A 25,036-nucleotide genomic window follows, 5' to 3' on the forward strand; every position below is an offset into this window, starting at 1 on the left:
TTTGAAACTACATTATAACATGGTTTTGCAGATTAAAGAATTCTTTTTTATCTTTTTACTTGTTCTAATTTGGTGAATAATAAATTAAATCCTGCTGCAATAATAGATAAGATAATAAAAACTCCGATCAACGCAAATGGCTTAGAATGGTATCTATCAACGCCAAAAATAAAGTTTAAAATTGCTTCACCATTGATTCGAGCATAAAATTTACTGATTATTTTCTGTGAGCCGTATTGGGTTAACAGATTGGTAAAGAAGATATAGAAAACCACACCAATTGAGTAAAAGATTGATTTACCAATTCTGTTCATTAATGATGCAATGGTCCCAAAAGTATTCATGGCAATGAATATAAATACTAATACTACATAGTCTGTGATAAACATAAAAATAGATTGTAAAAACATATTACTAAAAGCTTTGCCAAATAATTGGTAATACGCATATGTTTGTTCATGACCCATCATAACATTCAATAGGCCTAAAAATACGTTAACGACATTAACAAGGAAAGCCGCTTTGATGATAAAAATCATCTTAGCCTTCCAAAATGTCTTACGAGAAACCCCGTTTTGTAATGCAACTTGAAATCTATGGTAATTAAAACTAATTCCTAACATCGTCACTAAGGTGATTAGATAAGGTGATAGTACAAAGGTTTCCTTCAAATCTTCTTTAATAGTTGCAGCGGTTGAGGCAGTATTTGCGTCTGTTAGCAATGCAAACAAAATATAAACAATGGCAACAATTATTCCGTACCAAATAAATGGAATAAAGTCATGGAGATATTGCTTAGCTAGTGCTTTTTTCTTCATTACTTTTCACCCCTATCCATAATGTATACTAGTAGTTTTTGTAATTTCATTTGTTCAATATCCACAGATGCTGGCACTTCTCTTTGTGGTAATTGATCCATAAAGTGAACAGTCTTGTATCTACCCAGTTGTTCTTCTTCTAAGGCACTTATTCCTTGAAGGTAGGCATCAACATCTTCAGCAGGTCCTGAAATACTGTAAGACTTGGATGCGATTTTCTCTAAGTTTTCGTTCATCTTGATTACACCATCTTGAAGCAAGATAACGTCACTAATAATCCGGTCAATTTCATCAATAATGTGAGTTGAAATCACAAAAGTTCTCGGATTTTCACTGTAGGTTTCAATTAAGTTACGTTGAAATACTTCACGATTTCTAGCATCCAAACCTAATGTAGGTTCATCTAATAGGACAAACTTACAAGGTACACATAGTGAAATAATGATTTTAACGATCGACTGGTATCCGGTAGATAACTTATTAAGCTTTTGATTAACATCTAGCTTAAATTCCTTAACTAGTTTCTCCTGTAGTTCAACGTCATAATCTTCGTACATGGATTCAACGAAGGAAAAGATTTGTCTAACCTTATCCTTCTTTGGATACATATTATCTTGGTTCATGTAATAGATTTCGCTTAATGCTTCATCATTTTCATGAACATTTTCACCATCAAAAAGAATTTCACCGGCTGATGGTCGATTGTAATCGGCAATCATACTCATTAATGTTGATTTACCGGCTCCGTTTTCACCGAATAATCCGTAAATTTCGTTTTCTTCTAGCGTAAAATTAACTTCATTTAATAGAGGTTTCTTTGAAAATTTGAAACGTTTAGCTAAGTGTCTAACTTCAATCTTGCTCATTGTCGTACCCTCTCTTCACTAGTGTCAAAATATCGTCTTCAGATAGATGCAATTTCTTTGATTCATTGATTAAATTCAAAATGTAATCATTGTAGAAATGTTCCTGTCTTCGTTTAATAATTATCTCCTGAGATCCTTGCTTCACAAAGGTCCCACGCCCACGACGCTTTTCTAACAAATCATTATTAACCAACATGTTCATCCCCTTAAGAACTGTTGCTGGATTAATCTTAAATTGCTTTGAAATTTCTGTCGTTGACGGAATCTGCGCACCCTCTTGGAAAGCACCAGTAAAGATTGCATCCTCTAGTTGAGTGGCAACCTGAATAAAAATGGGCTCTGGACTATTAAAGTCAAATTGCATCCTTTTCACCGCCTATCTTTGGTTAATTACTTATGTAACTAACTATAAAGTTTAAACTAAAAAAAGTCAATAAAAAAAAGCGTCTCAAACGCTTTTTTATTAGTAGTTCTTAGCTGGTAGCACAGAACCTTTGTAATGTTTTTTAATCCATTCTTGAGTTGATTTAGATTGCAAAACCTTAACCAATTCTTTGATGTCTTTTCTGTTTTGATCACCATTTCTAACGGCAACAATGTTGAAGTATGGTGAGTTCTTTTCAGGTTTTTGTAAAGCAATTGCTTGCTTATCTGGTTGTAAACCGCCTTGAACTGCGTAATTAGAGTTAATTGCCACAGCATCACCTTCACCGTTGTTGTAAATCAATGGCATAATCTTTGGTTCATATCCAGTTTGGAATACCAAATGTTTTGGATTATAAGCGATATCACTGAAGTTAGCTTGAGTGATGTTAACACCCTTCTTAATCTTAATTAATCCATTTTGTTGGAATAATTGAAGAATACGACCATAATCAGGTGCATTACTACTTACTAGGATGTGAGCACCATTTTTAAGGTCTGAGAGCTTTTTATACTTCTTGGAGTAAATACCAATAGGTTCCAAATGAACGGCCCCTACATTAACTAAATTGCCATTATATTCCTTGTTCCATTGATCTAAGAACGCTGGAGTTTGGAAGTAATTAGCATCTAATTGTTTTCCAGCTAACGCACGGTTAGGTAACACGTAGTCTTGGAAAGTAACGATATCTAACTTAATGCCCTTTTTTCTAAGTTCAGGTTCGATATGGCGAAGAATTTGTGCATGGGGAATATTAGAAGCCCCGATTCGAATTGTATTCTTTGCCTTGTAGTTACCAGGACCTAGTAATAGTAAAACGATGAATAAAACAACGATTCCACCAAAGGATAAAAGTTTTTTCATTTTAATATCCCCCTTATAGTGTACGTTTGTCGATTTTCTTAACTAGTAAGTCTCCAACTGTTTGAACGATTAGAACAATAATTAAAATAATAACGGTTGCCACTAAAGTAACAGTGTTGTTATTTGATTGGAAACCATCCAAGTATGCTAGGTAACCTAGACCACCAGAACCAATAGCACCAGCCATTGCAGTGTATGAAATCAATGAAATAGCAGTAACAGTTGCTCCGGCAATCAATGCTGGTGTACTTTCTGGAAGTAATACCTTAAAGATAACATCCCAGTTAGTACCACCCATTGATTTAACAGCTTCAATTACACCATCATCAACTTCTCTAAAGTTAGCTTCAACCATTCTTGCGTAGAATGGAGCAGCTGAGATAACTAGTGATGGAATAGCTGCCTTAGGTCCAATAATGGTACCTACAAGGTCCTTAGTGAATGGTAATAGCAACACGATCAAGATAATGAATGGAATTGATCTGAATACATTTACGAAGAATGAAACGATCCAGTTAATAACCTTCCAGCCAAAACCAGACTTGTTACGACTTTCAAATAATAATAGTCCTAAAATAATTCCTAATACAGCAACAATAATCATTGATAAAGCAGTCATCCAAACTGTTTCCCATGTTGCTTGTCTCATTGCACTCCAATTAACGTTATTGAATTGGAAGTATGATTGAATTCCTTGATTAGCCACGGTTAATCACCTCTGCTTCCACGTTTACTGATTTCAAGTATTCAACAGCCTTGTTTTGGTCTTCGGTAGTTCCTAATAGTTGTAAGATTAGTGAACCGATTGAACCGCCTTGTGTTTGATGAATACTTCCTTCAATGATGTTTAATTCTAATGAATCAAATTCGCGAATCATTTGGGATACAACTGGTTGTTGTGATTGAGTACCCTTAAAGGTTAACTTAATCACCATCCCATTTGGATAGTTCTTAATGATTTCGTCAACGGTCATGTTTAAGTCCTTAGCATTTGGATTGTCATCTTCGTTAACGAAACGTTTAGTGATTTCTTGTTGAGGATTTTGGAAAATGTCGTAGACATTACCTGATTCAACAACTTGACCATCTTGCATAACGGCAACTTTTGAAGCTGTCTTTCTAATGGCATGCATTTCGTGAGTAATCAAAAGAATAGTTAGGTTTAACTTCTTGTTGATTTCTAGTAATAAGTCCAAAATTTCATCTGTTGTTTGTGGATCTAGCGCACTAGTAGCTTCATCAGAAATAAGAATTTCTGGGTCATTAGCCAATGCTCTGGCGATACCAACACGTTGTTTTTGTCCACCAGATAGTTCTGAAGGATAGTCGTTTTCACGACCCTTTAAACCAACTAAATCAATTAGCTTTTCAGCTTTTTGATGGCGTTGTTCTTTAGCAACACCAGCAATTTCTAGTGGCAATTCAATGTTTTCTTGAATGGTTCTAGACCATAGTAAGTTAAAGTGTTGGAAAATCATACCAACCTTCTTACGTTGTGATCTTAATTCCTTGCTACTTAATTTCGCAATATCCTTACCATTAATTTCGATAGAACCAGAAGTTGGGGCTTCTAGACCATCTAACATTCTAACAAGTGTTGATTTACCGGCACCAGAGTATCCGATGATACCAAAGATTTCACCGTCGTTAATTTCTAAATTAACGTCTTTAACAGCTGTTAGAATGCTTTTCTCAAGTTTGTACTTCTTGTTAACATTCTTAAATCTAATCAAACTGTTTCTCCTCACTTTCAAATAAAAAAAGCCTTCCGCACCTACTGACTTAACAGTAAAGGACGAAAAGCTCGTGTTACCACCTTTTATTCACCATTGCCTCACGACAATAGCCTCATAAGTATCTTTAATACTTCAGCAATATAACGTTTGCCAAACGATGTTAGTTTATACCAATTTTTTCTAACTGATTATTTATCAAGACCATATTCGGTAACTACAAATAACTCTTTTTCACCAACCGAGCTCTCTGTGATATTCATTAATTACTTACTCATCTTATAATCAAATTTTAATAAAGTATACAATTATTTAATGTACTTGTCAATTCATTAGCTATGAGAAGTCACGGCTAGCACTGAACATGTAACCATAATTATGATACTGCATTGACATAACTAATCCAATCCCTATCATGTTACCAATCAAAGCAGATCCACCTTGACTGACGAATGGCAATGGAATACCAGTCAATGGTAATAGTCCAATACTCATACCAATATTTTCAAATACATGGAATAGAATCATCATGATAATTCCAGTTGAAATGTATGCGTAGTAGACATTCTTAGTTTCAAAAGTAACCTTTATCATTCGATAAATCAAAACAAAATAGATACCAATTAAAACTAATCCACCGATGAAACCAAAGTTTTCACCGATGACAGAGAAAATCATATCAGATTCACGAACTGGAACATAAACGTGTGACACGTTAAATCCAGTTCCACCGAATCCACCGGAACCAACGGCTTTAATGCTTTGCCATAATTGGTATCCGGAACCAGCTAGATTTTCAGGATTTGATGGGTCCAACCAGTCGTTAACACGATCGAATTGGTAAGATTGGAAACCTAATGCTTCCAAAATCTTTCTACCACCACTAGTAATAACTAAAATTAAAGCAGTCCCACCAATTGTTGCGAATGCAGCAACTCCAGGAACAATGATTCTCCAAGTAATTCCGGATACAATTACTAATCCACCAAGCATGGCAAAGAAAACAAGCATTGTACCGAAATCATTTTCAATTTTTAATAACACACAGATTGGTAATGTCCATAAGATCATCTTTCCCAATAACAGTGCGTCTGATTTTAATGTGTGAACAGCGTAGTTTCTGTTATGTTCAACAATCACTCTTGCCAACATAACCACAAACGCTGGTTTCATAATTTCAGCCGGTTGGAAGGTCAAAGGACCTAATTGGAACCAACTCTTGGCCCCTGTTTGAACAAAGTAATATCTACTGTACAAAACAAGTAACGATGCCAGTAACGTCAAAGCTCCCCAGTAAATAATCGGTGCCACTTTCCATAATTGTTCAGAATCAAATTGCATAATGATTATGATTATGACAGTCCCAATTGAATACCATACCAGCTGCGTAATCATTTGCTTCACGATTGTTCCGGCATATGAATCATGATTTACGGCAACATATATTGCACCAATACCAATCAATGCTAAAAGGGCCACACAAATTATGATTGTCCAATCTAATCGAGAAGAATTGCTATCATTGTCACTATTAAACACTGCAAATCACCTCTAAATCATTTTAGCCCTTGTGTAAGTTGTATTGGCTAATCAATAATTCAATTCCTTCGTCTAAGGATTTGGCTTTAAATACATTGTCTTCATCAAAGACAGCTTCGAACTTTTCTTCACCCACTTTACGGATAAAGCCAACTTCTTGCTTACCAACGAAAAGAACTTCACGTTCTTCTCCGTTTACGTTTTGTGTATCTAAAGTTACTTCAATATTTTTCTTTCCCTTTGACATTTTGTCCTCCTAAAAATAAAAGTAGCCGATTCAAAAATTTGATCGACTACTTTAAATTCATAGAACGTCGATAATCTTTCGACGCCCTCTTATTTCTAAAAATAGTAAAATGATCAGAAACCGGATCATAACCACCTTTGACAAAAGGATGACAACGTAAAATCCGTGCACACCCCATTACAAAACCTAATAATGCTCCGTGCTTTCTGACAGCATCGATCATATAAGTAGAACATGTCGGATAATAACGACAAGACGCCGGTAAAAGTGGTGAAATGAATCGTTTATATCCCATCACTAATTTTATCAGAAACTTTCTCATCAGTTATCACTTTCTTATATTAATCTTTATTTTTTGCTTTCTTGTTTGTTGATATGTTCAAGCAATGCACCGGCACCCTTAGCAACATTATCTAGAGGACTTTCAGAAATTAACACTGGCACAGTTAATTCTTTCGAAATTGCGTGGTCGATACCTCTTAATAAGGCACATCCACCAGTTAGCATGATTCCTCTATCAAAAATATCAGAAGCTAATTCAGGAGGAACTACTTCTAAAACATCCTTAGCAGCATCAATAATTTGGTTAACAGTATCTTGAACAGCATGTTGTACTTCTAAACTATTTAGAGTAATAGATCTTGGCATACCGCCTACCACATCTCTACCACGAACTTCCATTTCTCTTACGTCAGTTTCGTTTGGATCTGCAGTACCGATAGTGATTTTAATCTTTTCAGCAGTGTGTTCACCGATAACCAATCCATGTTTATCCTTTATGTAAGAAACAATTTCACTATTCATTACATCACCGGCTACACGAATGGACTTACTTGCAACAATATCACCTAATGATAACACGGCGATGTCAGATGTTCCACCACCCATGTCAATTACCATGTTTCCTCTTGGTTGGAAAATGTTCATTCCGGCACCAATTGCTGCAACCTTAGGTTCTTCTTCAATGTAAACTTTACCACCACCGGATTTTTCAGCAGCTTGAATAATTGCTTTTCTTTCGATGTTGGTAATGTTTGTTGGAGCACAAATCATAGTCTTTGGTTTTGACATGAAACCTTTAACGCTCAACTTGTTGATAAAGTATGTAAGCATCTTTTCAGTTACATCAAAATCAGAGATAACTCCTTCTTTTAGTGGTCTGATTGCACGAATGTTACTTGGTGTTCTACCAACCATTCTATAAGCTTCAGAACCAACTGCTAATAATTTGTTTGTCTCAATATCTACCGCAACAACTGAAGGTTCGTTTAACACGATTCCCTTTCCAGTTACGTAAATTAAAACATTGGCAGTACCTAAGTCAATGCCGATATCTTTTACCATTTCTCTCTTCCTCCTGAGTTAACTCATATGTTAAATATTATATCATATCGCTCTATAATTACTTTTATTTTTGTGAAGTTTTACTAAATGAAATTTCCTCATTATCTTTCATGTCAACTCTCTTAATGTCAGCACCTAATTTGGCTAACTTAACATGAAGATCGTAGTATCCACGATCTAAGTATTTAAGGTTTCTAACGATTGTAATACCGTCTGCGACAAGACCCGCAAGGACGAGTGCTGCAGCAGCTCTCAAATCAGTTGCAGCAACTTCAGCACCACTGAACTTAGTAGGCCCATTTAAGACCACACTTTTCCCGTTAATTCTAAATTTAGCGTTCATTCTTGCTAATTCGTCTAAGTGCATGAAACGATTTTCAAACACTGTTTCAGTCAATAAACTACTACCTTGAGCAGCCAATTGTAAAACAGTCATTTGAGGTTGCATGTCTGTTGGAAAACCTGGGTATGGAAGTGTCTTTACGTCAACAGGCTTTAATTCGTCTGGACCAATCACACGAATCCCATTTGCTTCTTCCTTTACAGTTACACCCATTTCTTGCATCTTAGCGATTAATGGTTGGTTGTAAGATGCTTCAGCATCTTCAATCAAGATGTTACCGTGTGTTAAAGCTGCAGCTACCATGAAAGTACCTGCTTCGATGCGGTCTTGTAGTACACTGTGATCGACACCGTGTAACTTACTTACACCCTTAATCTTAATCTTGCTAGTACCAGCACCCATAACGTTAGCACCCATCGCATTTAAGATGTTTGCTAAGTCAACGATTTCAGGTTCTTGAGCAACATTTTCAATAATAGTTTGACCTTCAGCTAATGTCGCAGCCATCATAATGTTTTGAGTTGCCCCAACACTTGGGAAGTCCATGTAAATTTCAGCACCCTTTAGACCGTTCTCGGCAAATGCTTCAACGTATCCATCGTGTTGTTCGATTGTGGCACCTAATGCTTCAAAACCTTTCAAATGAATATCAATCGGACGAGATCCAATTGCACATCCACCAGGTAACGCAACCTTGGCATGACCTAATCTCGCTAATAGTGGTCCCATTACAACGATTGATGCTCGCATTTTTGAAACATATTCTAATGGAGCCTCGTAAGAAATTTGATTGGTAGCGTCAAATCTCATTTGGTTCTCATTAGTGTTAAATTCAACTTTTAAGTTTAAGAAGCGCAAAACTTCTTCCATTGTATATACGTCTGATAGTAGTGGTACGTTATTTAAAACTGTTTTTCCTTCGCTGGCTAAAATAGTAGCAGCCATTATTGGTAGGACAGCATTTTTTGCACCTTCAATGTGGACGTTACCAGTAAGGCGTTGGCCTCCCTTAATCACGATTTTATCCACAGGTAACCCTCCAGTAATTTCAATTTTAATGATTTATTGTCATATTTATTACCCATATAAAGAAAGATCCGGAAACATATCCAATACAGATAGATAATAGAATTATTAAAATTCTGTACTGATTAATGTGCATTTTGACATATCTTTCTAAATGGATATCAATTAAACTCCAAAAAGCTAATCCAATAAAGAACAATTGAATAGCTAAATCTAAGAAATAATTAATATTTGATGATTCCATAATATCTCCATTCTTTATTGCAACTATAACATAAAATTACCATTTTGTCTTTCTAATCTTTATTAACTATTTATTAATTTATTTTTTATTTATGTATCAAAAAAGGTCCGCACTAAATGCAGACCTCTTTCTTAATGTTTAGCAACATGAATTCGGTTAATAGCTCTTCTCAAAGCAACTTGATTTCTTAGGATTTCTTGATTATCTTGCTTTTGTCTTGCGATTTCCAATGCCTTTTGAGCACGGTCTCTCGCAGCAGCGGCACGATCAACATCGATATCCCCTTGCTTTTCGGCACTATCAGCAATAACAGTTAAGTTATTGTTTGAGAATTCAACGAAACCTCCGTTAACGGCGATTTCATCTACATCTGAACCGGATTTTACTTTTACTTCGTCAACTTCCAATGAAGCTATTACGGGAACATGATTAGGCATAATTCCTAATTGACCACTCTTGGTTCTAACAATAACCAAGCGAGCATCTTCACGTTCATATACCTTACCATCAGGAGTAACGATACTAACGGTTAATACTGAGTTGTTATCAGCCAATTAGAACCCTCCTTAGTTGTTTTGCTTCATTTTTTTAGCATTTTCAACTACGTCTTCAATAGGTCCACAGTTTCTAAATGCATCTTCAGGAAGATCATCATACTTACCATCTAGGATAGCTTTGAAACTTTCAACAGTCTTGGCAACTGGAACATATTTACCTGGTAAACCAGTAAATGTTTCAGCAACACTAAAGCTTTGTGATAGGAAGAATTGAATACGACGTGCACGACCAACAATGGTCTTTTCTTCGTCAGATAATTCATCCATACCTAAGATAGAAATGATATCTTGAAGTTCATGATATCTTTGCAATACTTGTTGTACTTCAGTTGCAACCTTGTAGTGTTCTTCACCAACGATTGATGGATCTAGAGCAGCTGATGTTGATGCCAATGGATCAACGGCTGGGTAGATACCTTGTTGAGTTAATGAACGTTCCAAGTTGGTTGTTGCATCCAAGTGAGCGAAAGTAGTTGCAGGAGCAGGGTCGGTGTAATCATCGGCAGGAACGTAAACGGCTTGAATTGAGGTAATCGCACCATTCTTAGTTGAAGTGATACGTTCTTGCAATTGACCCATTTCAGTAGCCAATGTAGGTTGGTAACCTACGGCTGATGGAATACGACCTAACAATGCGGAAACTTCTGTACCGGCTTGAGTAAATCTAAAGATGTTATCGATGAACAATAGAACATCGGTACCAACTTCGTCACGGAAGTATTCCGCGATAGTCAAACCAGTTAAAGCAACACGCATACGTGCTCCAGGTGGCTCGTTCATTTGACCATATACCATGGCTGTCTTGTCCAAGACACCTGAACCTTTCATTTCAAAGTACATATCGTTACCTTCACGAGTACGTTCACCAACACCGGTGAATACTGAGATACCATTATGTCCTTGAGCAATATTATGAATTAATTCTTGAATTAAAACAGTTTTACCAACTCCGGCACCACCGAACAATCCAACTTTACCACCACGAATGTATGGTGCTAGTAAATCGATAACTTTAATACCGGTTTCTAGAATTTCTGCAGATGGATTTAATTGGTCGTAACTTGGAGCTTGTCTATGAATTGGCCAGCGTTCTGTATCGTCGCCAAATTCAGGACCACCATCAATTGGTTCACCAAGAACGTTAAATACACGACCTAGAGTGTTTTCACCAACAGGAACTGAAATAGGAGCTTTAGTATTTTCAACTTCCATTCCACGACGTAAACCGTCAGTTCCGTCCATGGCGATAGTTCTAACAACACCGTCACCTAATTCAAGCGTAACTTCTGTAACTAAAGTTTCATTTTCGTCTTTGTGTACACGAAGAGCGGTGTTGATGTCGGGTAATTCAACGTCCGTTGGGAATTCAACGTCAACGACTGGTCCAATAACTTGAATAATCTTACCAGTACTCATTTTCGTTAATTCCTCCCGTCATATTAGTGCTTCAAAGCTTCTTGACCACCGACAATTTCAGTAATTTCGGTAGTAATAGCAGCTTGTCTTGCACGGTTATATTGTAATTCTAATCTAGAAATAAGATCTGATGCATTATCTGAAGCAGATTGCATGGCAGTTGAACTTGATGAATGTTCTGAAGTCTTAGCATCAAGGATTGCTCCGAATACTAAGCTTTGTGCGTATTGAGGCAATACAACCTTCAATACAGCTGATTCATCTGCTTCAATTTCATATTCAGCACTAAAGTCATGTGCTTTAATGTCCTTGCTTGATTCTTCTTCGAATGCTTCGCTATCCATTGGTAGCATTTTTTCAGCTCTGAAAGTTGAAGAAATACGGTTAACAAAGTGTGTGTAGCAAACGTATAACTTGTCAAACACACCATCTTCAAACATTGAGTTTGCAGTCTTAACGATTTCTCTAACTTCAGCGAAAGTAGGAATATCAGAAACGCCACGGTATTCATAAGCCACGTTTACATTACGGTTCTTATAAAAGTCGGCACCGTTTCCACCTACAGCTAAAATCATGTAATCATCAGGATTTGGAGTATGTTCTTCAATAAAGTTATTAGTTTCTCTAATCACATTACTGTTGTAACTTCCTACCATTCCACGATCAGATGTAATAACTAGGTATGCTGTCTTACCAGACTTGTGGTCAGACGCATTACTTGAGGAATTAATTTTGTCTAACAAATGAGACTGAGCTAAATGCATTACAACAGCCTTAACACGAGAAACATATTCCTCATAATTACTGGTATGCTTTTGAATACGGTTTAACTTTGCAGTAGAAACCATTTGCATCGCAGTAGTAATTTGACGTGTATTTCTGGTTGATGCAATACGATGTTTAACATCATTAATAGATTCAGCCATTAGTTCTCACCATCCTTCAAGCTAGTTATTTTGTGTTTCTTCTTGCTTACTTGGAGTGAATGATTTAGTAAATTCATCAACTGCATTTGCTAAAGCATCACCTTCTGGTAACTTACCAGTGTTTACAATTGTATCTAGTAAGTCACGGTGTGAAGCGTCGAAGAAGTTAAATAATTCAGTTTGGTAACGTTGGATATCGTCAACAGCAATGTTGTCTAGGTATCCGTGTGTCAAACTAAATAGAATAAGTACTTGTTTTTCGACAGGTAGTGGAGCGTGAAGAGGTTGTTTTAGAACTTCTTCAGTACGAGCACCACGGTTCAACTTAGCTTGAGTTGCATCATCCAAGTCTGAACCGAATTGAGCAAAGGCTTGTAGTTCATGATATGAAGCTAGATCAAGTCTTAAAGTACCTGCTACTTGTTTCATCGCTTTAATTTGAGCGTCCCCACCAACACGAGAAACTGATGTACCAGCATCAATGGCTGGACGAGTTCCTGAATAGAACATGTCTGAGTTCAAGAAGATTTGACCATCAGTAATTGAAATAACGTTGGTTGGAATGTAAGCTGAAACGTCCCCTGCTTGAGTTTCAACAATTGGTAGAGCAGTCATTGAACCGCCACCTAACTTGTCTGATAACTTAGCAGCACGTTCTAGTAAACGTGAGTGGGTATAGAAGATATCACCAGGATATGCTTCACGACCAGGAGGTCTACGAAGAATAAGTGATAGTTCACGGTAAGCGTTAGCTTGTTTTGTTAAATCATCGTAAACGATTAAAACATGCTTACCTTGGTTCATAAAGTATTCACCAATAGCTGCACCAGCGTAAGGAGCAATGTATAGTAATGGAGCTGGTTCAGAAGGACCGGCTGACAATACGATTGTGTAATCCATTGCGCCAAACTTTTCTAGAGTAGCAACTTGTGAACGGACAGTTGAGTCCTTTTGTCCAATCGCAACGTAGATACAAATCATATCTTGATCCTTTTGGTTCAAGATAGTATCGACAGCGATTGAAGTCTTACCTGTTTTTCTATCACCGATGATTAATTCACGTTGACCACGGCCAATTGGAACTAACGCATCGATTGACTTAATACCAGTTTGTAATGGTTCAGAAACACTTTGTCTGTCCATGATACCTGGAGCTTTCTTTTCAATAGGACGAGATGATTCAGTCTTGATATCACCCTTACCATCAATTGGTTGACCTAATGAGTTGATGGTTCTACCCACCATTTCTTCTCCAACAGGAACTTCCATGATTTTACCGGTACGTTTAATAGTTGCACCTTCACGAATATGTGTACAGTCACCTAAAACAACAATACCTACATCGTTACTTTCAAGGTTTTGAGCCATACCATAGATTCCGTTTTCGAATTCAAGTAACTCACCAGACAACGCATTATCTAAACCATGAGCACGAGCAACACCGTCACCAACGTAGGTAACAACCCCTGTTTCTTCAACAGCTAAGTCATCCTTGTAACCGGATAATTGTTGCTTGATTAGAGCACTGATTTCTTCAGCATTAATGCTCATAAAAGTTTCACCTCTTTGATAGATATTGTTATTAACTCAATAGAAGTTTTTTAATGTTGTTAATTTTTGTCTTAACACTTCCATCAAAAATAACGTTCGATGATTTTAGAATTACACCACCGATTAGACTTTGATCAACTTTGTTATCTAGGATAACTTCGTTGGCACCTACACGCGCCTTAAAGACGTCTGTAAGTTTTTGCTTTTGTTCGTCGGATAGAGGAACTACAGATAGTGCATCAGCATGAACAATCTTATTCTTTTCATTGTAAGAACGTTCAAATTCTTCCACAATCAAAGTAAATTCATCCATTTTGTTAGCACCTAGTAAAACTTTTAGAAGGTTCTTAACAAATTCGACGTCAGAATTGTCAATCAAAGGTTTGATTAAACTTTCTTTTTTGTCTTCTGGAAAGCTTACATCAGTTAAAACTCGACTTAGTGATGCATTATCATCAAAAACTTGTTTGATGGATAATAATTCACTCAAACCGGCTTCAACTTGATTTTGTTCTTCAAGCACTTCATAAAGTGCTTTTGAATAGCGTTTTGCGAATGTGATTTTATCTAGCATCTTGCTTCCCCAACCCTTCAATATAAGAATCAATCAATGCCTTTTGATCGTCAGCTTTTAATTCTTTTTGAATGATCTTAGAAGCAATTTCAATAGATAAATTGGCCACATCATTTTTGGTGTTTGCTAAAGCATCTTTACGTTCTTGTTCAATATCTTTTTGAGCAGAAGTTTTGATACTTTGAGCATCGTTTCTAGCAGTTGTGATAATTTGGTCACTTTGTACTTGAGCAGATTGCTTAGCATTGTTAATAATGCCAGTTGCATCTTCTCTAGATTTTGCCAAGGCGTCTTCACGTTGCTTTGCTAAATCTTCAGCGTCCTTACGTGACTTTTCTGCAGAATTGATGTCATCGGCAATCTTGTTAGCACGTTTTTCCATCATTTCTGATAATGGCTTCCATGCAAATTTCATGATAAGTAGCATCAAAATGATGAAAACAAGAGCTGTAAAGATCATGTTACCGTAGTACAATCCACCACCATCAGTCACAGCGACAGTTGGCAATAATGAATGTGAAAGCATCTATTGACACCTCCTTAATTGAGAATAGAAGAATTACTTTACCTTTATATTATTATTTAGCCATGTATACGAATGATAGAACTAAAGAAATAATAGGTAGAGCTTCGACCAAACCAACACCGATAAACATGTTAGTTCTTAATTGACCAGTCATTTCTGGTTGTCTAGCCATTCCTTCAATAAATTTAGAAATAACGATACCATCACCGATACCCGCACCAATAGCGGCACCAGCCATAGCAATACCAGCAGCTAATACACCCATGGTAAATCCTCCTTATAATAAATAAAATTATTCCTCAGGTTGAATCTTTTGAGAAATGTATACGAATGTTAAGGTTACAAATACGAATGCTTGAACACTTCCGATAAAGATTGAGAAAGCTTCCCAAATCATTGCAACAAGTACGGATGGAACATATCCAATTAAACCGTAACCTAGTGCTAATTTAGATAGCAATCCTAGAAGTAGTTCACCTGCGAAAATATTACCATATAGACGCAAACCAAGAGTTAGGAAGTTAGCTAACTCTTCGAAGACATTCAATGGCAACCATAACTTAAATGGCTTCAAGTATGTACTTGAGAAGTAACCCTTGAATCCAAGCTTTGAAACTCCTGCGAAATGAGCCCATGCCAACGTGATAGCGGCCAATGTCAAAGTGACAATTGGATCTGACGTTGGACTTTTAACATAGGCAACCCCATTGTAATCAATTTGGAAAAGTAGTCCCATTTGGTTAGAAATGAAGATGAACACGAATAATACGAAAGCGAATAGGCCATAAACCTTAGCTTTAGCACCTTCAACAGAAGTGTTAACAATTCCGTTGGTGAAATCAACAATCATTTCAAGCAAGTTTTGTTTTCCTGATGGAATCACTTGTAACTTTCTAGAACAAATGAATACAAACAAGAATACGAAGACTGCGGCAACCGTAACGGAAACCATGTTTCCAATATTGAAAGTAAGCCCAAATAGCTTAAATGTGGATATTGGATCATTCACAGATTATCACCCCTTTTCGCAACCTAAGCATACTAAACATTAATGTTACATTAATTCACATTAACGATAGTTTTAACTCTTAAGATGATGTATTTCTCTTTCAAAATACAATAAGATAGTACCACCATTCAGGTTTCATTTCAAAATAAAATAACTATTTAACAGTTTTTTTACAAAAATTACAATTTGTGCTTTACAAATTGTAAAAAACGTATCTTAGACTTTTAGAACAAAGTTATACATAAATAAAAAATCCATCACAAAAAACGATGGATTTTTTTATTTTATTTAGTTCCGAATAAACGATCTCCGGCATCACCTAGTCCTGGTACAATGTAACCGTTTTCTAGATGATCATCTAACGCAGCAGTGTAAATATCTACGTCACCATGGGCTTTTTGAAGCGCTTCCACACCTTCGGGAGCAGCAACCAAGCATACAAATTTAATATTACTTTCGTCGACACCACGCTTAATCAAAGCATCGATTGCCATGATGGCAGAACCACCAGTAGCAAGCATTGGATCAACAACAAAAATTTGACGTTTGTCAATATCACTTGGTAATTTCACAAAGTATTCGTGTGGTTCAAAAGTCTCTTCATCACGGTACATACCGATGTGACCAACCTTTGCGGCAGGGATTAAATCTAGAATTCCATCAACCATACCGATACCGGCACGAAGAATTGGTACTACGGCAACCTTCTTACCTGATAGTTGCTTTGCATGTGCAATCCCTTGTGGAGTCTTTACATCAACGTCTTCTAGTGGCATATCTCTAGATACTTCAAAAGCTAACAATGAAGCAATTTCATTTACAACTTCACGAAATTCTCTAGTTCCACAATTTTCATTTCTAATAATAGTCAACTTGTGTTGAATCAATGGATGATTCATTACTTGAAATTTTCCCATGATTAATCTCCTTTAATCAAAAATTGGATGTGATTGGGTTAATTGGGATACTTCTTTTCTTACTTCATTTAGGACATTTTCGTCGTCATGATGTTCAATTGCACGTGTTATCATTTTTGCAACTTCACGTGAATCTTTTTCATCAAAGCCTCTAGAAGTAATTGCAGGAGTACCTAATCTTAATCCACTTGTAACAAATGGACTTAATTTCTCATCAGGAATTGCTTCCTTATTAGTTGTAATCTTAAGTGAATCTAATAGAATTTGAGCTTCTTTCCCATTTAACTCAGTGTTGGTTAAGTCTAAGACCATCAAATGGTTATCAGTACCACCAGATACCACCTTGATTGTATCACTGTTGTTAAATTCATCAGCCATTGCAGCTGCGTTTTTAATAACTTGTTTTGAGTATTCTGTAAATACTGGTTGCAAGTCTTCAAAGAAACAAGCAGCCTTACCAGCAATCACGTGTTCCAAGGGTCCACCTTGTGATCCTGGGAACATTGCAGAATTAATCTTCTTAGCATATTTTTCGTTAGACAAAATCATTCCACCGCGAGGTCCTCTTAGGGTCTTATGGGTGGTGGTAGTTACGACATCGGCAATTCCGATGGGACTTGGATGTAATCCGGTAGCAACTAGTCCAGCAATGTGGGCCATATCTACCATTAAGTATGCGCCAACTTCGTCGGCAATTTCTCTGAACTTGTTCCAGTCGATGATACGACTGTATGCAGAAGCACCAGCAACAATAATTTGTGGTTGAACTTCCTTAGCAATCGCTAAAATATCATCGTAGTTAAGACGTTCAGTCTTTGGATCTAAACCATATGAGAAAGATTGGTAAATCTTACCAGAGAAGTTTACCTTAGCACCGTGAGTTAAATGACCACCGGCATTTAGGTCCATCCCTAAAATCTTATCTCCTGGCTTTAAAAATGCTGAGTACACAGCTTGGTTAGCTTGTGAACCTGAATGTGGTTGAACATTAACATATTCAGCCCCAAATAACTTCTTAGCACGTTCAATCGCTAATGTTTCTGATTTATCAACAAATTCACAACCACCGTAGTATCTCTTACCAGGATATCCTTCGGCATATTTGTTGGTTAAAACAGAACCTTGCGCCGCCATTACAGCGTTTGATGCAATGTTTTCTGACGCAATTAGCTCAATTGTGTTTTCTTGACGAGTTTGTTCATTCTTAATTACATCCCATAATTCTTTGTCTTCATTTTGGTAATCGTATTTCATGATAGAAGTGCCCCCTCAAAATTTACGTAACTATTTATTAAAATGTTTTTGTCCGGCAGATTTATTCAATCTGTTCATATACGCTTCACCAATGCCTTGATTTGCAAAACCTTGGGTCAAGATTGATTTTACTTCTTCTTCATTGTCAAAATGTCTTAGTCCTGCAAATAAAGCATGACTTGCTGATAAGACGGTATCTCCTAATGAAAATGTTTCGACATTATCAGACCAATCAATATCGTTTAAAACAGTATCAGTTGCCATGACTCCGACAGTATGATCTTGTTGTGATGCCCACTTAGCGGCTTCTTTGAAGTCGTCAGCGGAATCTACAATATAGACTTGAGCTGATGGTGCATAGTGCTTGTACTTCATTCCTGGCGCCTTTGGAATTTGGCTCGCGGATAGATGTACTCGTTCATCTAGCACTGGTTTGTTAATAATTTCTTCGATTTGTTCGGCTGAGATAGCACCTGGTCTTAAAATCGCAGGTTGATCAGTCGACATATCTAAGACAGTGGATTCAACACCATATTGGCATTCACCGTCATCTAGAATTCCAGCAATCTTACCCTTCAAATCATGATAAACATGCTTTGCCAAGGTAGGACTTGGTTTTCCAGATGTGTTAGCAGATGGTCCCACGATTGGCACCCCTGCTTCTCTAATCAATGATAGTGTTACATCATTATTAGGGTTTCTAAATGCTGCAGTATCTAATCCACCGGTAACGGTTTTAGATAATACATTGTCTTTCAAATTAAAAATGATGGTTAATGGTCCAGGCCAAAATGTATTAATTAGCTTCTTTGCCTCATCAGACAATGGCTGTGCGTATCTTTCAACCATTTCTGGGCCGTCAACATGGACGATTAATGGATTGTCACTAGGACGACCTTTAGCCGCGTAAACTTGCTTAACTGCATCTTCATTAGTTGCGTCTGCCCCTAAACCGTATACCGTTTCAGTTGGGAAAGAAACTAACTTTCCATCCACGATATTCTTAGCGGCAGAAGCTATATCGTCTACAGTGTATATTTTTGTGTCCATATTAAATACATCCCCCCCTAATACTTAACTCGAATCATTCTAGGATTCCCGAAGAAGTCCTTACGACTAGTGACTTCGCATCCTGGAATTGACTCGGTAAAAATCTCGGTTACTGCTTCAATTTGTTTAAAACCAATTTCAAGGTATAAACTACCGTGAACAGTGTCCTTCTTTATTTTAATATAATCTGCGATTTTTTGATACATAAACAAGCCATTATTTTTAGCAAATAACGCTTCTTTTGGTTCGTGTTCTATGACACTTTCATCCATATACTTAATTTCATCTTCGGAAATATAAGGAGGATTACTAATAATTACGTTATAATCTTCGGTTATAGCATTGAATAGATTACTTTCAATGAACCTAACGTTCGTTTCGTTCATTTTATTATTAAAATCAGCTACCTGTAGGGCTTTATTTGAGATGTCAGCAGCATCTACTTGCCAGTATGGATGTTCCTTACTAATCGAAATGGCAATTGCACCACTTCCAGTTCCCATATCAAGGACTTTTAAGTCCTTTCTATCAGCAAAATCAGTCAATAGCCACTCTACTAATTCCTCTGTTTCGGGGCGGGGAATTAGGACTCTATCATCGACTTTGAAACGATTACCATAAAACTCTGTCTCGCCGACGATATATTGAGCCGGTTGGCCATTTAAATACTGATTAATCCAATCAAAGTATCTTTTGACATCTTCTTGTTTCATTTCATCACGATAATGTAACAGTAAGTGGGTATTATCGAAGCCAAACATTTCCATTAAGAATAGTTTGGCAGTTTCTTGATCCAAACTTTTTTCGGAGATAAGAAAAGAAGCCCTCTTCTGGGCTTCAAAATAAGTCATATTATTCATTCTTTAGTTGCTCCAACTTTTCGGTTTGGTCAGATAGAATCAATGCGTCAATGATGTCTTCTAAGTCACCATTCATAACTTTATCCAACTTGTTAACTGTCAAACCAATACGGTGGTCAGTAACACGGTTTTGAGGATAGTTGTAAGTTCTAATTCTTTCTGAACGATCACCAGTACCCACGGCTGATTTTCTTTCAGCGTCATACTTATCTTCCTCTTGTTGTTGGTAATAATCGTATACACGAGACTTCAACACTTGCATTGCCTTAGCACGGTTTTGTTGTTGTGAACGTTCATCTTGCATGGCAACAACGATACCTGTAGGCAAGTGGGTCATTCTAACGGCTGAAGAAGTCTTGTTAACGTGTTGTCCACCGGCACCGGATGCACGGTAAACGTCAGTCTTAATGTCTTTTGGATCGATTTCTAAATCAACATCTTCTGCTTCTGGCATAACACCAACAGTAGCAGTTGAAGTATGAATACGACCAGCTGATTCGGTTGAAGGAACACGTTGAACACGATGAGCACCGTTTTCAAACTTCAACTTAGAATAAACATTATCACCTTGAATCATGATGGCGATTTCCTTAAATCCACCAACTTCAGTGTCACTTTCATCAATGATTGATGTCTTCCAGCCTTGGCTTTCAGCGTAACGAATGTACATGTTGTATAGGTCAGCAGCAAATAGACTACCTTCATCCCCACCAGCAGCACCGTGGATTTCCATGATGATGTTCTTATCATCGTTAGGATCCTTAGGCAATAGCATAATTTTGATTTGTTCTTCAAGTTCAGCCTTTTGTGGTTCTAGTTCACTAATTTCACTCTTTACCATTTCGTTCATATCATCGTCTAGCTTTTCAGCAAGCATGGCTTTATCATCTTCTAGTTGTGAGACAACATCTTTGTACTTGTTGTAAGCAGCAACGACTTCTCTTAGACTACCTTCTTCTTTAGATAGTTCCATAAAACGTTTTGTATCTGCGATAACTTCTGGGTCACTAATCAATTCGTTTAGTTCATCGTATCGATCAACTACTGATTGCAGTTTTTCAAATATTTCATCCATTAATTATTCCTCACTTTCCCATTTCTTCCAAAGGTGGGTTGAAATAATGCTTACGACATACTGGGTAGTATGATTCGTTTCCACCTACTTGAATTTGTTCACCTTCATATACTGGTTGATTGTCATGGAAACGAAGGTTCATAGTGGCTTTTCTACCACAGAACCAACAAATCGTCTTCATTTCTTCAATCTTGTCAGCATATAATAATAACGCTTCAGATCCTTCAAATAACTTGTTTTGGAAGTCATTCTTTAAACCAAATGCGATTACTGGAATCGATAGTTCATCGACAATTTTAGCTAATTGTAAGACGTGAGCCTTAGTTAAGAATTGAGCTTCGTCAATTAAGATACAACTAGCATCCGGGTCAATTTCTTTGACCATTTCAAAGCAATCAGAATCCGCTTCAATCACATGTGCACTTCTACTTAATCCTACTCGAGATGCAACAGTACCTCTTTCTTCCCTTGTGTCCAATGCACTTGTCATGATTACGACTGATTTACCTTGTTCTTCATAATTATGAGCAACTTTGATAATTTCAATGGACTTTCCACTGTTCATTGCCCCGTAGCGATAATATAGTTGTGCCATGATTAAACTCGCTTTCTGTATTTTTTCATTTATTATTATAGCTGATTTACGAATTAATTTCGACAGTTCCAAAGAATTTACATCATTTTACTGAAATAATGCAATTATTCGGTCTATAATAGTAAAGTATGATAAAATTTTGTGTATTAATTAATTAAGGAGTACAAGCAATGTCTATAAGAAGCGAATTTGCGACTTTTGCTGGTAAGTCTTCATACTGGTTTTTACATACCTTTATGAATGGAGGAAGTTCACTTCCTGGAAAAATTACCACCGCAATTGATCCAGCGATTTTAAAACATCTAGGTCAAAACTATGACATTATTGTGGTTACTGGTACTAACGGGAAGACCTTAACCACCGCACTTACTGTTCAAGTGCTAAAACAAAAATATCAAAACGTTGTTACTAACCCATCCGGTTCTAACATGGAACAAGGTCTAGTAACTACATTTTTAAAAGCTAAAAATCCTAAGACCAACCGTCCACTTGCTGTCTTGGAAGTTGATGAAGCAAACGTTATTAAGTTAACTAAACACGTTAAGCCAATCGCATTTGTCTTTACTAACATCTTCCGTGATCAAATGGACAGATATGGTGAAATCTACACTACCTACAAGAAGATTATTGACGGTGTCAAACTAGCTCCAGAAGCAACTATCATTGCCAACGGTGATGCACCAATCTTTAACTCCGTTGATTTGCCAAACCCAAAGATTTACTACGGATTCAAGAATCATGATGACGAAGATAACTTCAAGGCGGAACCTAACACTGATGGTGTTTTATGTCCGGTATGTCAAAACATCTTGCACTACCACTACATTAGTTACGCTAACTTAGGTAACTACTTCTGTGAACACTGTGGTTTCAAACGTCCAGAACTAACTCATGAATTAACTAAACTAGGTGCATTAACTCCTAACTCATCTGACTTTACTGTTGATGGCCAAGACCTATCAATCGGAATTGGTGGAGTATACAACATTTACAACGCCCTAGCCGCTTATTCAGTTGGTCGTTTCTTAGACGTAGATTCAAAGGATATTGCTAACGCATTCACTGCTAATGAACGTGTCTTTGGTCGCCAAGAACTAATCGACATTGATGGCAAAGAAACTACATTAGTATTGGTTAAGAACCCTGTTGGTCTAAACCAAGTTATCGATACCATCTCAAAGGAAAAAGATGACTTTTCACTAATTTGCCTACTAAACGCCAACTACGCTGACGGAATTGACACTAGTTGGATTTGGGACGGTGAATTCGAACGTTTCACCAAGATGCCAATCAAGAAGTTCATCACTGGTGGTGAAAGATACAAGGACATCACCTTCAGATTCAAGGTTGCCGGCGTGGATGAAAACATCCATGAAGTTCAACCTGATCTAGAAAAGGTTGTCGAAGAAATCCCTACTCTACCAACTAAGAAGGTTTACATCCTAGCTACCTACACTGCAATGCTTCAACTAAGAAAAGACTTTGCAGAAAAAGGTTATATTAAGGGAGGTATGGAATAATGGCCAAAGAATATACATTACACATTGCCCATCTATACGGTGATTTGATGAATACTTATGGTGATTTAGGAAATATCTTAGTTCTTAAATACTATGGAAAGAAAATGGGCATCAACGTTGAATCAAAAGTCGTTAGTTTAGACGAAGATTTCAAGTCTGATGACTATGACATCGCCGTATTCGGTGGTGGTCAAGATTTTGAACAAAGCATTGTTTCAAAAGACTTCCAAACTAAAAAAGATGAAATCAAAAAGTTCATCGATTCAGATGGTTGCTTATTAGCTATCTGTGGTGGTTACCAACTTTTAGGTAAGTACTACATCGATGCCGAAGGAAACAAAATCCCTGGTATCGGTGTGTTAGACCACTACACCGAACAACAACACGATAACCGTTTCATTGGTGATATCAAGATTAAAAACAAGGAAACCGGAGAAGTTTACCACGGCTTCGAAAACCACCAAGGTGTTACTTACACTGGAAATGGTGAACGTCCATTAGGTGACGTTGAACAAGGTTACGGTAACAATGGTACCGATCAAGCTGAAGGTGCAATCTTCAAAAACGTATACTGCACTTACTTCCATGGTCCTATCCTAGCCAGAAACAACATCATCGCAAAACACATCTTAATCAAGGCATTGAAACGTCGTTACCCTAACGATGACTTCTCTGCTCAAGAAAAGATTGACGTTTCAGAATCATATTAATAAACAAAAAGACGGATACTTAAGTATCCGTCTTTTTTATTTGTTTTCGTTTAAATAGGTTTCAATCAAAGGTTTACGACGTTCAATATAATATTCATTTGGCGATACCGGATGAATACGGTTTGATAGAAATACCATAGCGTGTTTCTTTTCAGGAATAATCACGATAAAGGTTCCGGTAAAACCAGATTGCCAGATAAATGGCATTCCCTCATAGTCAATTCTTTCAAAGCCATAGCTTCTGCCTAAGCCATGCTTAGTCTGGTCTGTATAAAAACCGCGGACCGTGTCAGGACTTAGAATTGGATTATCATCAGGATTCAACACTGATTCCACGAACAATAATAAGTCGTCCATATTACTGAATAATCCAGCTGAACCACAGTCCTCACCTAATACTTGGGCTTTTGGATCATGCACATGACCTTGTAACAAGCCGTGTTCTTCATCGTATGTGGTTGGCACACACTTGTCGACATCAGGATGAAATGAACTGTTGACCATGTGTAATGGTTTTAAGACCAATTCCTCAATCAAAGGTTGAATGGCTTTGCCAGTCACCTGCTTGGCGATTAATCCTAAGAAGATAAAGTTAACATCGGCATAGTGCATTTCATGATTTAAACCAGCACCAGCTTTCAATCCCAAGAGTGCTTTAATTAATTCATCATGATTTAATTGATCGCGATGTGGAATGTAGCCCTCAATTCCAGAAGTATGGGTAATTAAATTACGCACCGTTACTTCTGGGTATTGCCATTCTGGCAAGTAGTCACTAATTGAATCCTCTAGTGATAGTTTACCGTCTTCGACTAGTTTTAAAATCACCATCGTGGTTCCAACAACCTTGGTCAAGGAAGCCATGTCATAAATCAAATGACCATCCGTTAACGGCACCTCTTTTGGCACTAGTTGCTTGTTACCAATCAAATGACGTTGTGTACCATCTTCATCGATAAATGCGTAGTTAACACCAGGAACTACCCCATCGTCAACTAACTTTTGAATCGCCAATTCTGTCTTATTATATTTCATCTTCTTCATCACC

29 protein-coding genes are annotated in these 25,036 nt (G+C 37.1%); 2 read left to right on the forward strand and 27 right to left on the reverse strand.

What is annotated here, in order from left to right; genetic code table 11:
• Window positions 1-47: 47 nt before the first annotated feature.
• The 26 genes from K5Q07_RS05715 to K5Q07_RS05840 all read right to left on the reverse strand — a co-directional run bounded on the left by K5Q07_RS05715 (window position 48) and on the right by K5Q07_RS05840 (window position 21,758).
• Window positions 48-818, reverse strand: a complete 771-nt coding sequence (locus K5Q07_RS05715; RefSeq protein ID WP_220730118.1) for a hypothetical protein — start codon at window positions 816-818, stop codon at window positions 48-50.
• The gene (locus K5Q07_RS05720; protein WP_220730119.1) at window positions 818-1,684 is read right to left on the reverse strand and encodes an ATP-binding cassette domain-containing protein; all 867 of its coding nucleotides are present in this window, start codon (window positions 1,682-1,684) and stop codon (window positions 818-820) included. The genes K5Q07_RS05715 and K5Q07_RS05720 overlap by 1 nt, the downstream gene beginning before the upstream one ends.
• Window positions 1,671-2,048, reverse strand: coding sequence for a GntR family transcriptional regulator (locus K5Q07_RS05725; RefSeq protein WP_220730120.1), 378 nt, complete (start codon window positions 2,046-2,048; stop codon window positions 1,671-1,673). The genes K5Q07_RS05720 and K5Q07_RS05725 overlap by 14 nt, the downstream gene beginning before the upstream one ends.
• Window positions 2,049-2,147: 99 nt before the next feature.
• Entirely contained in the window at window positions 2,148-2,972 is an 825-nt protein-coding gene (locus tag K5Q07_RS05730) for a MetQ/NlpA family ABC transporter substrate-binding protein (protein ID WP_054606384.1), read from the reverse strand.
• A 13-nt stretch (window positions 2,973-2,985) separates the two neighbouring features.
• Window positions 2,986-3,621 (reverse strand): methionine ABC transporter permease, encoded by a 636-nt coding sequence (locus tag K5Q07_RS05735; protein ID WP_220730216.1) that lies wholly within the window; start codon window positions 3,619-3,621, stop codon window positions 2,986-2,988.
• A gap of 49 nt (window positions 3,622-3,670) precedes the next feature.
• The gene (locus K5Q07_RS05740) at window positions 3,671-4,705 is read right to left on the reverse strand and encodes a methionine ABC transporter ATP-binding protein (RefSeq protein WP_054606382.1); all 1,035 of its coding nucleotides are present in this window, start codon (window positions 4,703-4,705) and stop codon (window positions 3,671-3,673) included.
• 336 nt (window positions 4,706-5,041) lie between these two features.
• Window positions 5,042-6,244 (reverse strand): FtsW/RodA/SpoVE family cell cycle protein, encoded by a 1,203-nt coding sequence (locus K5Q07_RS05745; protein WP_054606381.1) that lies wholly within the window; start codon window positions 6,242-6,244, stop codon window positions 5,042-5,044.
• A 22-nt stretch (window positions 6,245-6,266) separates the two neighbouring features.
• Window positions 6,267-6,491 carry a DUF2969 domain-containing protein gene (locus tag K5Q07_RS05750; RefSeq protein WP_054606380.1) on the reverse strand — a complete coding sequence of 75 codons (225 nt, stop codon included), beginning with the start codon at window positions 6,489-6,491 and terminating at the stop codon, window positions 6,267-6,269.
• 46 nt (window positions 6,492-6,537) lie between these two features.
• Window positions 6,538-6,813 carry a membrane protein insertion efficiency factor YidD gene (yidD, locus tag K5Q07_RS05755; protein WP_080768519.1) on the reverse strand — a complete coding sequence of 92 codons (276 nt, stop codon included), beginning with the start codon at window positions 6,811-6,813 and terminating at the stop codon, window positions 6,538-6,540.
• Between the two features lie 26 nt (window positions 6,814-6,839).
• On the reverse strand, window positions 6,840-7,835 hold the full coding sequence (locus tag K5Q07_RS05760; protein WP_054606379.1) for a rod shape-determining protein: 996 nt from the start codon (window positions 7,833-7,835) through the stop codon (window positions 6,840-6,842).
• A 64-nt stretch (window positions 7,836-7,899) separates the two neighbouring features.
• The gene (gene murA, locus K5Q07_RS05765; protein WP_054606378.1) at window positions 7,900-9,207 is read right to left on the reverse strand and encodes a UDP-N-acetylglucosamine 1-carboxyvinyltransferase; all 1,308 of its coding nucleotides are present in this window, start codon (window positions 9,205-9,207) and stop codon (window positions 7,900-7,902) included.
• A gap of 25 nt (window positions 9,208-9,232) precedes the next feature.
• Window positions 9,233-9,448: a DUF1146 domain-containing protein gene (locus tag K5Q07_RS05770; protein WP_220730121.1), complete on the reverse strand. Its 216-nt coding sequence runs from the start codon at window positions 9,446-9,448 to the stop codon at window positions 9,233-9,235.
• Window positions 9,449-9,579: 131 nt separating this feature from the next.
• Entirely contained in the window at window positions 9,580-10,002 is a 423-nt protein-coding gene (locus K5Q07_RS05775; RefSeq protein WP_054606377.1) for a F0F1 ATP synthase subunit epsilon, read from the reverse strand.
• Between the two features lie 12 nt (window positions 10,003-10,014).
• Window positions 10,015-11,421, reverse strand: a complete 1,407-nt coding sequence (atpD, locus tag K5Q07_RS05780) for a F0F1 ATP synthase subunit beta (RefSeq protein WP_054606376.1) — start codon at window positions 11,419-11,421, stop codon at window positions 10,015-10,017.
• 23 nt (window positions 11,422-11,444) lie between these two features.
• Entirely contained in the window at window positions 11,445-12,347 is a 903-nt protein-coding gene (locus K5Q07_RS05785; protein WP_220730122.1) for a F0F1 ATP synthase subunit gamma, read from the reverse strand.
• 21 nt (window positions 12,348-12,368) lie between these two features.
• Window positions 12,369-13,898, reverse strand: coding sequence for a F0F1 ATP synthase subunit alpha (gene atpA, locus K5Q07_RS05790; protein WP_054606374.1), 1,530 nt, complete (start codon window positions 13,896-13,898; stop codon window positions 12,369-12,371).
• A gap of 31 nt (window positions 13,899-13,929) precedes the next feature.
• Window positions 13,930-14,472, reverse strand: coding sequence for an ATP synthase F1 subunit delta (gene atpH / locus K5Q07_RS05795; protein ID WP_054606373.1), 543 nt, complete (start codon window positions 14,470-14,472; stop codon window positions 13,930-13,932).
• On the reverse strand, window positions 14,462-14,998 hold the full coding sequence (gene atpF / locus K5Q07_RS05800) for a F0F1 ATP synthase subunit B (RefSeq protein ID WP_054606372.1): 537 nt from the start codon (window positions 14,996-14,998) through the stop codon (window positions 14,462-14,464). Before atpF ends, atpH begins: the two co-directional genes overlap by 11 nt.
• Window positions 14,999-15,050: 52 nt before the next feature.
• Window positions 15,051-15,263: a F0F1 ATP synthase subunit C gene (atpE, locus tag K5Q07_RS05805; RefSeq protein WP_041152751.1), complete on the reverse strand. Its 213-nt coding sequence runs from the start codon at window positions 15,261-15,263 to the stop codon at window positions 15,051-15,053.
• Between the two features lie 27 nt (window positions 15,264-15,290).
• Window positions 15,291-15,950 (reverse strand): F0F1 ATP synthase subunit A, encoded by a 660-nt coding sequence (gene atpB / locus K5Q07_RS05810; RefSeq protein WP_054606454.1) that lies wholly within the window; start codon window positions 15,948-15,950, stop codon window positions 15,291-15,293.
• A 341-nt stretch (window positions 15,951-16,291) separates the two neighbouring features.
• A complete protein-coding gene (gene upp, locus K5Q07_RS05815) occupies window positions 16,292-16,924 on the reverse strand; it encodes a uracil phosphoribosyltransferase (protein ID WP_220730123.1) in 633 nt (210 codons plus the stop codon).
• A gap of 12 nt (window positions 16,925-16,936) precedes the next feature.
• Window positions 16,937-18,178 (reverse strand): serine hydroxymethyltransferase, encoded by a 1,242-nt coding sequence (gene glyA / locus K5Q07_RS05820; protein ID WP_220730124.1) that lies wholly within the window; start codon window positions 18,176-18,178, stop codon window positions 16,937-16,939.
• Window positions 18,179-18,208: 30 nt separating this feature from the next.
• Entirely contained in the window at window positions 18,209-19,228 is a 1,020-nt protein-coding gene (locus tag K5Q07_RS05825; protein WP_220730125.1) for an L-threonylcarbamoyladenylate synthase, read from the reverse strand.
• Window positions 19,229-19,245: 17 nt separating this feature from the next.
• Window positions 19,246-20,088 carry a peptide chain release factor N(5)-glutamine methyltransferase gene (gene prmC / locus K5Q07_RS05830; RefSeq protein WP_220730126.1) on the reverse strand — a complete coding sequence of 281 codons (843 nt, stop codon included), beginning with the start codon at window positions 20,086-20,088 and terminating at the stop codon, window positions 19,246-19,248.
• Window positions 20,081-21,163 carry a peptide chain release factor 1 gene (prfA, locus tag K5Q07_RS05835; protein ID WP_034534741.1) on the reverse strand — a complete coding sequence of 361 codons (1,083 nt, stop codon included), beginning with the start codon at window positions 21,161-21,163 and terminating at the stop codon, window positions 20,081-20,083. Before prfA ends, prmC begins: the two co-directional genes overlap by 8 nt.
• A 10-nt stretch (window positions 21,164-21,173) precedes the next feature.
• Window positions 21,174-21,758 (reverse strand): thymidine kinase, encoded by a 585-nt coding sequence (locus K5Q07_RS05840; protein WP_220730127.1) that lies wholly within the window; start codon window positions 21,756-21,758, stop codon window positions 21,174-21,176.
• Window positions 21,759-21,928: 170 nt separating this feature from the next.
• On the opposite strand from K5Q07_RS05840, the gene K5Q07_RS05845 reads away from it, so the two are divergent.
• Together K5Q07_RS05845 and K5Q07_RS05850 are read left to right on the forward strand one after the other, a co-directional pair.
• Window positions 21,929-23,278 carry a Mur ligase family protein gene (locus K5Q07_RS05845; protein WP_220730128.1) on the forward strand — a complete coding sequence of 450 codons (1,350 nt, stop codon included), beginning with the start codon at window positions 21,929-21,931 and terminating at the stop codon, window positions 23,276-23,278.
• The gene (locus tag K5Q07_RS05850) at window positions 23,278-23,988 is read left to right on the forward strand and encodes a type 1 glutamine amidotransferase (protein ID WP_220730129.1); all 711 of its coding nucleotides are present in this window, start codon (window positions 23,278-23,280) and stop codon (window positions 23,986-23,988) included. The genes K5Q07_RS05845 and K5Q07_RS05850 overlap by 1 nt, the downstream gene beginning before the upstream one ends.
• Before the next feature lie 36 nt (window positions 23,989-24,024).
• Here K5Q07_RS05850 and K5Q07_RS05855 read toward each other — a convergent pair whose 3' ends face one another.
• A complete protein-coding gene (locus tag K5Q07_RS05855) occupies window positions 24,025-25,023 on the reverse strand; it encodes a serine hydrolase domain-containing protein (protein WP_220730130.1) in 999 nt (332 codons plus the stop codon).
• Window positions 25,024-25,036 lie beyond the last annotated feature (13 nt).

It is taken from the genome of Apilactobacillus zhangqiuensis (genome assembly GCF_019656215.1).
GTDB classification, from domain to species: domain Bacteria; phylum Bacillota; class Bacilli; order Lactobacillales; family Lactobacillaceae; genus Apilactobacillus; species Apilactobacillus zhangqiuensis.